The organism is Nonomuraea sp. IBHARD001 (assembly GCF_056106265.1).
The window spans coordinates 8156340-8168988 of sequence record NZ_JBWBBW010000002.1 but is presented as its reverse complement, the minus strand read 5'-3'; the positions used below and the strand labels follow the sequence as shown (position 1 = coordinate 8168988).

The following is a 12649-nucleotide window of genomic DNA, read 5'->3' as shown; positions in this document are numbered from 1 at the left end:
GACTCTAGGAGCGCTTCCGTGGCTTCCATCGAGGCCGTTACCGCCCGCGAGATCCTCGACTCCCGGGGCAACCCCACGGTCGAGGTCGAGGTTCTGCTCGACGACAACAGCACGGGCCGCGCCGCGGTCCCCAGCGGCGCATCAACCGGCCAGTTCGAGGCCGTGGAGCTGCGCGACGGGGACGAGCGCTACGGCGGCAAGGGTGTGCAGAAGGCCGTGCTCGGGGTGACCGACGAGATCGCCGACGAGATCCTCGGGATCGACGCCGACGAGCAGCGGATCATCGACCAGCTCATGATCGACCTGGACGGCACGCCCAACAAGGCCAAGCTCGGCGCCAACGCCATTCTCGGCGTCTCGCTGGCCGTCGCCAAGGCCTCGGCCGACAGCGTCGACCTGCCGCTCTTCCGCTACCTGGGCGGCCCCAACGCCCACGTGCTGCCGGTCCCGATGATGAACATCCTCAACGGCGGCGCACACGCCGACACCAATGTCGACATCCAGGAGTTCATGATCGCGCCGATCGGCGCCGAGACGTTCTCCGAGGCCGTCCGCATGGGCACCGAGGTCTACCACGCGCTCAAGAGCGTGCTGAAGGAGAAGGGCTACGCCACCGGTCTCGGCGACGAGGGCGGTTTCGCGCCCAACCTGCCGTCCAACCGCGACGCGCTCGACCTCATCCTGGTCGCGATCGAGAAGGCCGGTTACGTGCCCGGCGAGGACGTCGCCCTGGCCCTCGACGTGGCCGCGTCGGAGTTCCACAAGGACGGCGTCTACACCATCGACGGCAAGGGGCTCTCGGCCGACGAGCTGATCGCCTTCTATGCCGACCTGGTCGACTCCTACCCGCTGGTCTCGATCGAGGACCCGCTCGACGAGGACGACTGGGCCGGCTGGCACGCCATCACCGAGAAGCTCGGCGCCAAGGTGCAGCTGGTGGGCGACGACCTGTTCGTCACCAACCCCGAGCGCCTGGCCCGCGGCATCTCCGAGGGCACGGCCAACGCCCTGCTGGTCAAGGTCAACCAGATCGGCACGCTGACCGAGACCCTCGACGCCGTCGAGCTGGCCCACCGCAACGGCTACCGCTGCATGATGAGCCACCGTTCGGGCGAGACCGAGGACACCACGATCGCCGACCTGGCCGTGGCCACCAACTGCGGTCAGATCAAGACCGGCGCACCGGCCCGCTCGGACCGCGTCGCCAAGTACAACCAGCTGCTCCGCATCGAGGAACTTCTCGACGATGCCGCCCGCTACGCGGGTCGCGCGGCTTTCCCGCGCTTCCAGCGCTAGTTTCTTGTACGGCTTGCGCCCGGCGAATCGGGCGCAAGCCGTACAAGATCGGTTCGGGCGTGGGGGTGGGTGTGGCGAAGAGACCGCAGTTGACGGGACGGGCGGCGGTGCTCGCGGTCGTGGTGTGCGCGATCGCCATGAGCTTGGCCTATCCGGTGCGCGAGTACATCACCCAGCGGCGCAACAACGTCGCGCTGGCCGAGCAGGTGGCCACGAAGCTGGCCGAGCTGCGCAAGCACGAGGCGAGGGGCCGTCAGCTGGTCGACCCCGACTTCGTCAAGCGTGAGGCGCGCAGCCGGTTGCACATGTGCGATCCCGGCGCCAAGTGCTACGTGGTGGGCGCGCCGAAGGGCGATGCGGGCACGAGCGCCGGGCGGCCGAAGGCGCAGGCGACGCCGCCCTGGTACGAAACGTTGTGGGAGTCCATCGAGGCCGCCGACTCGGGCCACGGCCAGAAGGCCGGGAAGTCCCAGCAGGAGACGGCGAAGCAGGACACGGGGGAGAAGAGCGATGCGAGCCGATGACGTCGCGGCGGTGGAGCGGCAGCTCGGCCGGACGCCGAGGGGGCTGCGCGCGGTCGCGCACAGGTGTCCGTGCGGCCTGCCCGACGTGGTGGAGACCGCGCCGCGCCTGCCGGACGGCACGCCGTTCCCCACGCTGTACTACCTGACGTGCCCCAAGGTCGCCTCGCTGATCGGCACGCTCGAGGGCGATGGCGTGATGCGCGGCATGCAGGCGAGGCTGGCCGACGACGCCGACCTGGCCTCGGCCTACCGCGCCGCGCACGAGGACTACATCGCGCGCCGGGACAAGGCCGCACTCGACGAGGGCCTCGAACCGTTGCCGCGCGACATGCAGAGCACCGGCGGCATGCCCGAGCGGGTCAAGTGCCTGCACGCCCTGGTCGCGCACGAACTGGCCGTGCCCGGCTCCAATCCGTTCGGCCGTGAGGCACTCGACGCCCTGGGCGAGTGGTGGGCCGACGGCCCCTGCGTCCAGGGCGACGACGACGCAGTGAGGGAGGCGCAGTGACCAGGGTCGCCGCGATCGACTGTGGCACCAACTCGGTCCGCCTGCTGGTCGCCGATGTCGAGGGCGAGAGCCTGCGCGACGTCGAGCGCCTGATGGAGATCGTCAGGCTCGGCCAGGGTGTGGACCGGACGGGCAGGCTCGCGCCCGAGGCGCTGGAGCGCACGTTCACCGCGATGCGCGGCTACCGGCGGCTGATCGACAAGCACGGCGCCGTCGCCACCAGGGTGGTCGCGACGAGCGCCACCCGCGACGCCGCCAACAGGCAGGACTTCGTCGACGGCGTGCGCGAGATCTTCGGCGTCGAGCCCGAGGTCGTCTCCGGCGCTGAGGAGGCGGCGCTGTCGTTCACCGGTGCGACCAAGGGCCTGACCGGCCTGGCCAGGCCGTACCTCGTGGTGGACATCGGGGGCGGTTCGACGGAGTTCGTGGTCGGCGCCGATCGGGTGGAGGGCGCGCTGTCGGTGGACATCGGCTGCGTCAGGCTGACCGAGCGGCATCTGCGCGACGCGGGCGACCCGCCGTCCGAGCGGGCGATCGAGGAGGTCGTGTCCGACATCGACGCGGCGCTCGACAGGGTGGCGCTCGACGTGCCCGTGGAACGCGCGCACACGCTGGTCGGCCTGGCGGGCTCGGTGACGACGGTCGCCGGGGTGGCGCTGGGGCTCGACGCCTACGATCCGGAGCGGATCCATCACGCCAGGATCAGCGCCGGGCAGGTGCGCGAGGTGACGCGCAGGCTTTTGACGATGACCCAAGGTGAGCGCGCGGCGCTCGGCGTCATGCATCCCGGGCGTGTCGACGTCATCGGTGCGGGCGCGCTCATCCTCGACCGTATCGTCGGGCGTTTCGCGTTTCCGCAGGTCGTGGTGAGCGAACACGACATTCTGGATGGAATCGCCTGGTCTGTCGCGTGAATTGACGTCAAATCGGGACATTTTCGGGGTTTCGGCCGTGTTGAGAGTGCAATCTGATCTGTGATTAGGTAAAGAAGCTTTACGGGGGCTTTGCCATATGGTCCGGCACAGGATGTGTCGGCGTGGCGACCGTTCCCGAGCGCATTCCCTCTCACGGAAATGGAGCACGCTCGCATGAAGTCAGGAATGGCACGCAGGGCGGCGGCCTTCACCGCCTCCGCCGCGGTGCTGGCCACCATGGTCACGGGGTTGTTGGCCGGCCCGGCTCAGGCCGCGACCACGAGCAAGGCGGTGGTGGCCAAGGCCAAGGCCAAGACCGCCGCGACCGCCACGGTCAGCTCGGGGTCCTTCGTCTCGGTCACCACTCCCAAGGCGTCAACGGGGAACTACGAGGGCTCTTGCCCGGTGAAGGTCACCTTCTCCTCCAAGATCAAGCTCAAGATCAACGGCAAGACCGAGCTCGCCTACCGCTGGTTGCACGGCGACGGGTCCAAGGGCAAGGTCAACGTCGTCAAGCTCAAGGGCAAGGGCGTCAAGACCGTCAACGTTCGCGAATCGATCACCTTCAAGGGTGACGTGAAGGGCTGGGAGGCCATCCAGGTCCTCGGCCCGCGCAAGGTCACCTCTGCCAAGGGTCGCTTCTCGGTGACCTGTTCGCAGGAGAGCGGCGGCCTCAAGGACGTCGACGAGAAGATCACCACTCGCGTGTGGGCGAACCCCGACTACTACGAGGGGCCGTGCACGCCGGGCGACAAGATCGGCTTCACCGGTGTCATCCGCGTCGGCAGCCCGCAGTGGGTGCACTACCGCTGGGTGCTGAACGGCAGTGTCGTCGACGGCGGCAAGATCAAGGTCTACGACGCGCGTAAGGTCTACTACTCCTTCTCGCCGCGTGAGAGCCACAGCGGCTGGGCCGTGCTCGAGGTTCTCGGCGAGCGTGGCACCGAGTCCAACCGCGCCTACTACAAGGTGTGGTGCAAGGGCGGCGACTACGACTCCAAGGTCTCGGTCTCCGTTCCCACCGTCGGCGTCAGCGCCAAGTGCCCGACCTCGGCCTCGGTCGGCGCCGGCACGACCATCTACTCGACCGGCCGTAACAGCGTCGAGTACGCCTGGCAGGTCAACGGCGTGACCGTGAAGCGGGGCGAGCTGTACTTCGGCCACCGCGGCTCGCAGTACGTCTCCTTCGACGGCGTGAACCTGCCCGACACCGGCAAGGCCGGCAGCGTGCGGATCGTCGTCTCGGGCAAGTACAACAGCGACGCCGCCGCGCAGGGCTACGGCGTTCCGTGCGCCGCGGTCCCGACGGCGACCCCGTCGGCGAGCGCGCCCGCTCCCACGCAGATCGGCTGATCTCCGGGCGCATGCAGTAAGGGCGCCCTGCAGTAACGGCGTCTGCAGTAACGGCGTCTGCAGTAACGGCGTCTGCAGTAACGGCGTCTGCAGTAACGGCGTCTGCAGTAACGGCGTCTGCAGTAACGGCGTCTGCAGTAACGGCGTCTGCAGTAACGGCGTCTGCAGTAACGGCGTCTGCAGTAACGATGTCGCGTAGTACCCGGGGACCCGGGTGACTCCTTTCGGGGTCACCCGGGTCTTCGCGTTTCCCGGCAGGCGCTGTCGTACCTGTGCGGCACCATCGAGGGCATGAGCTTCGTTCCGCCCGGCACCGGCTGGCCCGACGACCCCGCGACCGCGCAGACGCCCGTCGCCCACGATCCCGGCCGGGTGCTGGAGCTGGCCGCCTCCTGTGACACGGTGGACGAACTGGCCGCATGCGAGTCGGTGTGCCGGGCCTGTCCCCGTCTGGTGGCCTGGCGTGAGGAGGTCGCCGACGTCAAACGCCGTGCCTTCGCCGACGAGACGTACTGGGGCAGGCCCATCGCCGGGTGGGGCGAGGCCGAGCCGCGCGTGCTCCTGGTGGGCCTGGCCCCCGCGGCGCACGGCGGCAACCGCACCGGGCGCGTCTTCACCGGCGACCGCAGCGGCGACTGGCTGTTCGCCTCGCTGCACAGGGTCGGGCTCGCCGCCAAGGCCACCAGCGTGCGCGCGGGCGACGGGCAGCGGCTGATCGGCACGAGGATGGTCGCCGCCGTGCGCTGCGCGCCTCCCGACAACAAGCCGCTGCCGGTCGAGCGCACCTCCTGCTACCCGTGGCTGGCCAGGGAGGTCGAGTTGGTCGCGCCGAGCGTGCGTGTGGTGGTCGCGCTCGGCGGCTTCGCCTGGCAGGCCATGTGGCCCGCACTGCGCCAGGCCGGCTACGACCTGCCGCGCCCGCGCCCGCCGTTCGGGCACGGCGTCGAGGTCCCGGCCCGGCGCGAAGGGAGGGAGGTCATGCTGCTGGGTACGTATCACCCGAGCCAGCAGAACACCTTCACCGGCCGGGTCACCGCCGACATGCTCGACAGTGTGTTCGGAAGAGCCGCCGAGCTGGCAAAAGTGAAGTAGGTCATAGCGGAAAAGTCGGCGATTGTTTCGTCACGAAAGTCCGAATTTCCTTCCCTGTCCGGGAAGATGGTGGGAAGTTGACAGAAGATCGGATTGGTGTTGGCGGCACCCGCTGACGTAAGCTTGTGAATGCTTTCACAAGCACTCACGAGGATGGGACCTCAGGTGAACACGATGTCGAAGCACATCCTGATCGTCGGCGGTGGCTACGTCGGCCTCTACACGGCCCTGCGCCTGCAGCGCACGCTTCGCAAGGAGCTGCGTTCCGGCAGCGTCCGCCTCACCATCATCAGCCCCGAGTCCTACATGACCTACCAGCCGTTCCTGCCGGAGGCGGCGGCGGGCAACCTCTCCCCCCGGCACATGGTGGCCCCGCTGCGCCGGGTGCTGCCGAAGGCCCGCATCCTGAACGGCCTGGTCACCAAGGTCAACCACGCCGACCGCACGGTGCTGTTCGTGCCCAGCGAGGGCGAGCCGCGCGAGATCTCCTACGACATGATCGTGATGGCCGCCGGTTCCATCTCCAGGACCCTGCCCATTCCCGGACTGACCGACATCGGCATCGGCTTCAAGACCATCGGCGAGGCCATCGGCCTGCGCAACCGCGTGCTGCACCAGCTCGACGTCGCGGAGTCGGCCGAAGACCCCGAGCTGCGCAGGCGTGCCCTCACCTTCGTCGTCGTCGGCGCCGGCTTCGCGGGCGTCGAGGCGCTCGCCGAGCTCGAGGACATGGCCAAGGACTCCACCCGCTACTACCGCAACATCAAGCCGGCCGACATCCGCTGGGTGCTCGTCGAGGCGACCAACCGCGTGCTGCCCGAGGTCGGCCCCGAGATGGGCAAGTGGACGCTGGAGCAGCTGCGCGAGCGCGGCATCGAGGTCAAGCTGGACACCCGCCTCGAATCCTGCGTGGACGGCCACGTCGTGCTGTCCGACGGCTCCCGCTTCGACGCCGAGACCCTCGTGTGGACGGCGGGCGTGAAGTCCAGCCCGATCGTCAACGCGGGCGACCTGCCGGTCGACGAGCGCGGCCGGATCAAGACCACGACGAAGCTCACCGTCGCCGGCACCCGTGACGCCTTCTCCGCCGGTGACATCGCCGGTGTGCCCGACGTCACCAACCCCGGCCAGTACTGCGCGCCCAACGCCCAGCACGCCGTACGGCAGGCCAAGGTGCTGGCCGACAACATCACCAGGACCCTGCGTGGGGAACAACTGGTGGACTATCGCCACAAGTACGCCGGATCGGTCGCCGGACTCGGTCTGTACCAGGGCGTGGCCAATGTCTACGGGGTCAAGCTTCGCGGATTCCCTGCATGGTTCATGCACCGCACCTACCATCTGTCCAGGGTGCCGACGATGAACCGCAAGGTCCGTGTCCTCGTCGACTGGACGCTCGCGCTCTTCTTCAAGCGGGAGACGATCTCGCTCGGGGAGGTGCACCACCCGCGCGACGAATTCCGGGCCGCGGTCGCGAGCAACCGCCGCTGACGGCTTGCCGCAGTGCGAAAGGCACCTCGAAAGGGGTGCCTTTCCCCTTTGTGTAGTCAGGCAAGGGGGAGCACCAGGGGTGAGACTTTCCGCCGTCACCGTACTCGGGGCCGATCGGCCGGGCGTCATAGCCGACGTGGCCGGATCGCTGGCCGAATGCGGCGCCAACATCCAGGACTCGACGATGACCCTGCTGGGCGGGCACGTCGCGATGACCCTGCTCGTCTCGGGCGAGCTGACCGCCGAGCAGGTGTGTGAGCGTGTGCGGCTGCCCTCGCTGGTGGTGATGGCGGCGCCCGTCGAGGCCGCGCCCTACGCCGGGGCGCACGGCCGGTGCGGCGCCGAAGGGCTCGGCTACGTGCTGACCGTGCACGGGCCCGACCGGCCGGGGATCATCTCGTCGATCAGCGCGGTGCTGGCGTCGGTTGGGGGCAACATCGTCGGGATGAGCAGCCGGTTGAGCGGGCGGCTGTACGTTCTCATCGCCGATGTGCTGCTGCCGGAGAAGGTGGACGTCGCGCTTCTGATGCGACGTCTGGCGGCGACCGGGGCCGGGCTGGGGTCGGAGATCACGTTCCGTCCGTCCGAGCCGGACATCCTGTGACGCGGGGCGAGGAAGGGGCCGGAGGGATCTCGGCCGGGTGGTCGCTGCGGGCCTTCGGGTGGTTGGGAGGGGCTGCAGGGGCCGCTGAGGCTCCGGCGGGCTCCTGGGTGGGCGGCGGCGTCCCAGGGGCTGAGGGGACGGCTGAGGGCGCCAGGGAGGGCTTTGCGGGCGGAGGTGCGGGCGGCACGGGCGATCAGCCGGTTCCCGGGGCGGCGGGAGCCGTTCGGGCGGGGGAGCGGGAGGCGGGGGCGGGGTACGCGGAGGCGGCTCAGGCGGCGGCGGGGGCAGGACGCGCGGTGGAGTCAGGGGCAGGGGCAGGGCAGGGGAAGGCGGGGGCGGCAGAGGCGGCGCGGGCGGAGGCGGGGGAGTCTGAGGCGGGGTGGGCGGGGCGACGGCTGGGGGAGGAGGTGCGGGGGGAGGTGCGAGTGGTGTTGGATGCGCCGCATGTGCTGCTGGCGCGGCCCGCCGCAGAGGTGGATCCCGCCTCGCCCGCCGTGCGGGCGGCGGCCAGGGACCTGCTGGCGACCTTGATGGCGTCGCCGTGCAAGTCGGGCCTGTCGGCGCCGCAGATCGGCCTGGGATGGCGGCTGCTCGCGGTGGACGTCTCGCGCCATCCTCGGGCGCGGTCGTGTGCGGGGCCGCTCGTGCTGGTCAATCCGCGCCTGGTCTCGGCCGCGCGCTGGGAGACCGGGCGTGAGGGATGCGTGTCCGTGCACGGCCTCGTGGGCGATGTGCTGAGGGCTTGGCGGATCACCGTCGAAGGGCGGCTGCCGGGCTCGGGCCAGGTCGTGACCATCGATGCGGACAGTGTCGAAGCACGCAGTATCCAGCATCAACTGGATCATTTGGACGGCGTACTCTTCCTGGACAGAGTGGCAGGAGCCCCCTCGCTTCACCGCAGACCGCACTGTTGTGACGCATGATGCGAAGTTGTGCTCCTCGGAACCATGGTCAGTTTCGTATGATTGCGGCGCCCCCGTAGCCCAATGGCAGAGGCAAACCCCTTAAAAGGGTTGAAGTGCGGGTTCGAATCCCGCCGGGGGCACTGCCGTTATTCTTGGGAAATGCGCCTTTGACCTGGTCTTATGGAGTCATGGGGTGTCTGGTGCCGCTCGTGCGGTTCGCCGACGGGTGTCGGGAACCTAGCCACACGGGCTTCCCGCGCCTTGCGTCCCGAATGTTCGTCGGTTCTCGGCGGCACAAGTTGGCGCTCCACATCTGACATCTCGGAGCCCCGCAGAGTGACGGCCCGTGTGCGGGCTGAGACCTTCCATTTCCACAATGGAAGAATCGCGGGCCGGAAATGCAATTCACCCGGCAGAATCGCCGCGTTTCCATACGGACTTCGCGGGTGATTGTCGAGGGGGAGGCGGCGTGACGCACCGTGGCCGGACCACGGGCGGCCGTCAGCGGCCGTCCATCCGGAGTACGGCGTGCCGCCGCACGTCAGGAGGGTGATCCGCGTCGCCGTACGAGATCGTGATGCCTGGGAACTAGGCTGCGTCGTCGCGCGTTGTGAATCGTGCGACGTCTCGAATGCACATAGATCCGGGCGCGCACAGGCTCATGTGACGCACGATCTAATACGCTGATCACATAGGTCGCAGCGTGGAGGCAGCGATGGAAAGCAAGAACCCCGTATTCAGCCGGGGTGCCGGGCACCAGCAGGGTTGGGCGGGCCAGAGCCCGTCGCCGGCCCAGTTGCAGGACATGTACAACACCCCGTCCTACGCGCCCCCGGCGCCCCCCGCACACAAGACGATGACGATCGACGACGTCGTCGTCCGCAGTTTCATGACTCTCGGCACGCTGGTCGCCGCCGGTGCCGCCGCCTGGGTGCTCGACGTGCCCATGGGCGTCGCGGTCGTCGCGGCGATCATCGGTGTCGTGCTCGGCCTGATCGCGTCGTTCAAGCAGAGCACCAACCCGGCGCTCATCCTTGGCTACGCGCTGTTCTACGGCGTGTTCGTCGGCGCGCTGAGCCACGCCTACGAGAACGCCTTCAACGGCGTCGTACTGCAGGCGGTGATCGGCACGGCACTGGCGTTCGCCGGTGTGCTCACCGTCTACTCGTTGAAGATCGTCCGCGTGACGCCGAAGCTGGTCAAGTTCGTGCTGGCCGCGGCGATCGCGGCGATCGGCCTGATGCTGGTCAACATGCTGGTGGGCATCTGGGTCCCGGGTGGTTTCGGGCTGCGGGCCGACAACCCGCTCGGCTGGATCTTCAGCGTTGCGATGATCCTGCTCGGCTGCTTCTTCCTGCTGCTCGACTTCGACTCGATCGAGCAGGGCGTGCGGGCCGGTGCGCCGGAGAAGTTCGCCTGGCAGTGCGCCTTCGGGCTCACGCTGAGCCTGGTCTGGATCTACCTGGAGGTGCTGCGCTTCGTCAGCTTCTTCTCGGGTGACGACTGATCGGCCGATCGACCTCGTGCGAAGGGCCCTGCCGCAAGGTGGGGCCCTTTTCGGTGCGCAATGGATGATCTACGACGGGTGACGGCTGGGGGGTTGCCATTCATGCTGTCCTGTTGCAGTGTCAAGCAAAGGACCTTAATCCGTGGAGGTGCCCATGTCGTTGAACCACTCACCGGAGACGCAGACGAAGCTGATCGCAAGGGTCCCAACGATAACGGGACGCGAACTCCCAGAGTGGTTCCAAGCTCTAGACAACGGCCCGTCCTTCCTCAGGTGCGACGAGCGGGCCAACTGGCTCGCCGACGAGCACGGCCTGACACACGGCTATGCCGCGGCGATCGTGCACGAGCACGAGCGGCAGCGCCGCAACCGGATGGGCTTCATCTAGAGCCGGCTCACCGTCCGAACGTCCGAAACCGGAAGACCCCGGAACCCCGGCTCCATCCAGAACCCCTGCTCCATCTGGAATCGCGGCTCCGGCTCCATCGAGAACCTCCGCTCCACCCGGAACAGCGGCACAGGCCGCACCACGTGGACCCGCCGTACCGTGAGGAGTGCGGGCTCCGCCTTGGGGATCCGGTGCAGGACTTTCAGGTTCCCGCATCACGCGCCCGCGCCGAACCAGGCGTGGGCGCGCAATCATGGTCGGCATGGATCTCGACAAGGCACGTGAATTCCTCCGGCGCAACCATCGCGCCGTTCTTCTCACCCAGCACGCCGACGGCCGTCCCCAGCTCTCGCCCGTGACGGTGGGCGTCGACGCCGACGGCTGCGTCGTCATCAGCACGCGCGAGGGCGCCACCAAGACCCGCAACGTACGGCGGAGCCCGCGGGTGGCGTTGTGCGTGTTCACCGACGGCTTCTTCGGCGACTGGGTCCAGGTCGAGGGCGAGGCCGAGGTGATCTCGCTGCCCGAAGCGATGGAGGGGCTGGTCTCCTACTATCGCGAGATCTCCGGCGAGCACCCCGACTGGGACGACTACCGCGCCGCGATGACCCGCGACAAGCGTGTGCTTGTCCGCGTCAACCTCGACAAGGCGGGCCCCGACCGCCACGGCTGAGCCGTCACCTCCCGCTTCTCCCGCACGCCGATCGGCCCGCGGGAGAAGCGGCGAGGTCAGCTGAGGCGTTCCAGGACCATGGCCATGCCCTGGCCGCCGCCCACGCACATGGTCTCCAGGCCGATCGCCTTGTCGTGGTGACGCAGGCTGTTGATCAGCGTGGAGGTGATGCGGGCGCCGGTCATGCCGAACGGATGGCCGACGGCGATCGCGCCGCCGTTGACGTTCAGCCGGTCGAGGTCGATGCCGAGATCGCGGTAGGACGGGATGACCTGGGCGGCGAACGCCTCGTTGATCTCGACCAGGTCGACGTCGCCGATGGACATGCCGGCCCGCCTGAGCGCCTGCTTGGACGCCTCGACCGGACCCAGGCCCATGATCTCGGGCGACAGGCCGGTGACGCCGGTGGACACGATGCGGGCCAGCGGCGTGATGCCGAGCTCGGCGGCCTTGGTGTCGCTCATCACGATGAGCGCCGCCGCGCCGTCGTTGAGCGCGCAGCAGTTGCCCGCCGTGACCGTGCCGTCGGGGCGGAAGACCGGCTTGAGCTGCGACACGGCCTCGTAGGTGGTGCCCGCGCGCGGCCCGTCGTCCTTGGAGACGACCGTGCCGTCCGGCAGGGTGACCGGCGTGATGTCCTTGGCCCAGAAGCCGTCGGCGATCGCCTTCTCGGCGAGGTTCTGCGAGCGCACGCCGAACTCGTCCTGCTCCTGGCGGGTGACGCCCTTGAGCTGGGCCAGGTTCTCGGCCGTCTGGCCCATCGCGATGTAGACGTCGGGCACCAGGTCGTCCTGGCGGGGGTCGTGCCAGGTCCTGCCGCCTTCGGCGAAGCTCTGCGAACGGGCGACGGCCTCGCCGAACTCGGGGTTCTGCGTGTCGGGCAGCGAGTCGGAGTTGCCCTTGACGAAGCGCGAGACCGCCTCGACGCCCGCCGAGACGAACACGTCGCCCTCTCCCGCCCTGATCGCGTGCAGCGCCATCCGGGTGGTCTGCAGCGAGGAGGAGCAGTAGCGGGTGATCGTGGTGCCGGGCACGCCGTCGAGGCCGAGCAGCACCGAGACGACTCGGCCCATGTTGTAGCCCTGCTCGCCGCCGGGCAGGCCGCAGCCGAGCATGAGGTCGTCGATCGTGGCCGGGTCGAGCTGGGGCACCTGGGCCAGTGCGGCCTGGACCATCTGGACGGTCAGGTCGTCGGGACGGATGTCCTTCAGCGACCCCTTGAAGGCGCGGCCGATCGGCGAACGCGCGGTCGCGACGATGACTGCCTCGGGCATGTGGCTCTCCTGGGTTCGGTGCGGCACTCCTCATTTCGGAGGTTACCGCCTGGTACGCCGGAGGCCAGGACCCGGGGCCGATAAAACAGAACTATGTTATGCACGGCGAAAAGGCCGGGC

The 12649-nt window shown here is 68.8% G+C and carries 13 protein-coding genes and 1 tRNA gene; 13 read left to right on the top strand and 1 reads right to left on the bottom strand.

The window, feature by feature from the left end:
* The first annotated feature begins 18 nt into the window (after positions 1-18).
* The 13 genes from eno to ACTWNK_RS38735 all read left to right on the top strand — a co-directional run bounded on the left by eno (position 19) and on the right by ACTWNK_RS38735 (position 11255).
* Positions 19-1296, top strand: coding sequence for a phosphopyruvate hydratase (eno, locus tag ACTWNK_RS38795; protein ID WP_474309910.1), 1278 nt, complete (start codon positions 19-21; stop codon positions 1294-1296).
* Between the two features lie 71 nt (positions 1297-1367).
* Positions 1368-1820 carry a septum formation initiator family protein gene (locus ACTWNK_RS38790; RefSeq protein WP_474309909.1) on the top strand — a complete coding sequence of 151 codons (453 nt, stop codon included), beginning with the start codon at positions 1368-1370 and terminating at the stop codon, positions 1818-1820.
* Positions 1807-2328 (top strand): DUF501 domain-containing protein, encoded by a 522-nt coding sequence (locus ACTWNK_RS38785; RefSeq protein ID WP_474309908.1) that lies wholly within the window; start codon positions 1807-1809, stop codon positions 2326-2328. Before ACTWNK_RS38790 ends, ACTWNK_RS38785 begins: the two co-directional genes overlap by 14 nt.
* Entirely contained in the window at positions 2325-3242 is a 918-nt protein-coding gene (locus tag ACTWNK_RS38780) for a Ppx/GppA phosphatase family protein (RefSeq protein ID WP_474309907.1), read from the top strand. The genes ACTWNK_RS38785 and ACTWNK_RS38780 overlap by 4 nt, the downstream gene beginning before the upstream one ends.
* 174 nt (positions 3243-3416) lie before the next feature.
* Positions 3417-4595, top strand: a complete 1179-nt coding sequence (locus ACTWNK_RS38775) for a hypothetical protein (protein ID WP_474309906.1) — start codon at positions 3417-3419, stop codon at positions 4593-4595.
* A 291-nt stretch (positions 4596-4886) separates the two neighbouring features.
* Positions 4887-5687, top strand: coding sequence for a uracil-DNA glycosylase (locus ACTWNK_RS38770; RefSeq protein ID WP_474309905.1), 801 nt, complete (start codon positions 4887-4889; stop codon positions 5685-5687).
* Positions 5688-5861: 174 nt separating this feature from the next.
* On the top strand, positions 5862-7178 hold the full coding sequence (locus ACTWNK_RS38765) for an NAD(P)/FAD-dependent oxidoreductase (RefSeq protein ID WP_474309904.1): 1317 nt from the start codon (positions 5862-5864) through the stop codon (positions 7176-7178).
* A gap of 79 nt (positions 7179-7257) precedes the next feature.
* On the top strand, positions 7258-7782 hold the full coding sequence (locus ACTWNK_RS38760) for a glycine cleavage system transcriptional repressor (RefSeq protein ID WP_474309903.1): 525 nt from the start codon (positions 7258-7260) through the stop codon (positions 7780-7782).
* Positions 7783-8210: 428 nt separating this feature from the next.
* Positions 8211-8705 carry a peptide deformylase gene (locus ACTWNK_RS38755; protein WP_474309902.1) on the top strand — a complete coding sequence of 165 codons (495 nt, stop codon included), beginning with the start codon at positions 8211-8213 and terminating at the stop codon, positions 8703-8705.
* Between the two features lie 49 nt (positions 8706-8754).
* Positions 8755-8827, top strand: a tRNA-Leu gene (locus ACTWNK_RS38750).
* Between the two features lie 575 nt (positions 8828-9402).
* Positions 9403-10194 carry a Bax inhibitor-1/YccA family protein gene (locus ACTWNK_RS38745; RefSeq protein WP_474309901.1) on the top strand — a complete coding sequence of 264 codons (792 nt, stop codon included), beginning with the start codon at positions 9403-9405 and terminating at the stop codon, positions 10192-10194.
* Positions 10195-10348: 154 nt separating this feature from the next.
* The gene (locus ACTWNK_RS38740; RefSeq protein WP_474309900.1) at positions 10349-10582 is read left to right on the top strand and encodes a DUF4287 domain-containing protein; all 234 of its coding nucleotides are present in this window, start codon (positions 10349-10351) and stop codon (positions 10580-10582) included.
* Between the two features lie 262 nt (positions 10583-10844).
* Positions 10845-11255, top strand: a complete 411-nt coding sequence (locus tag ACTWNK_RS38735) for a PPOX class F420-dependent oxidoreductase (protein ID WP_474309899.1) — start codon at positions 10845-10847, stop codon at positions 11253-11255.
* 56 nt (positions 11256-11311) lie between these two features.
* Here ACTWNK_RS38735 and ACTWNK_RS38730 read toward each other — a convergent pair whose 3' ends face one another.
* Complete coding sequence (locus tag ACTWNK_RS38730) at positions 11312-12529, bottom strand: acetyl-CoA C-acetyltransferase (protein ID WP_474309898.1); 1218 nt, start codon at positions 12527-12529, stop codon at positions 11312-11314.
* Positions 12530-12649: the final 120 nt, after the last annotated feature.

Bases quoted from the DNA above. Each gene is read 5' to 3' on its own strand.
- ACTWNK_RS38785 (WP_474309908.1), top strand. From the start codon at position 1,807: ATGCGAGCCGATGACGTCGCGGCGGTGGAGCGGCAGCTCGGCCGGACG.
- ACTWNK_RS38775 (WP_474309906.1), top strand. From the start codon at position 3,417: ATGAAGTCAGGAATGGCACGCAGGGCGGCGGCCTTCACCGCCTCCGCC.
- ACTWNK_RS38770 (WP_474309905.1), top strand. From the start codon at position 4,887: ATGAGCTTCGTTCCGCCCGGCACCGGCTGGCCCGACGACCCCGCGACC.
- ACTWNK_RS38765 (WP_474309904.1), top strand. From the start codon at position 5,862: ATGTCGAAGCACATCCTGATCGTCGGCGGTGGCTACGTCGGCCTCTAC.
- ACTWNK_RS38745 (WP_474309901.1), top strand. From the start codon at position 9,403: ATGGAAAGCAAGAACCCCGTATTCAGCCGGGGTGCCGGGCACCAGCAG.
- ACTWNK_RS38740 (WP_474309900.1), top strand. From the start codon at position 10,349: ATGTCGTTGAACCACTCACCGGAGACGCAGACGAAGCTGATCGCAAGG.
- ACTWNK_RS38735 (WP_474309899.1), top strand. From the start codon at position 10,845: ATGGATCTCGACAAGGCACGTGAATTCCTCCGGCGCAACCATCGCGCC.
- ACTWNK_RS38730 (WP_474309898.1), bottom strand. From the start codon at position 12,529: ATGCCCGAGGCAGTCATCGTCGCGACCGCGCGTTCGCCGATCGGCCGC.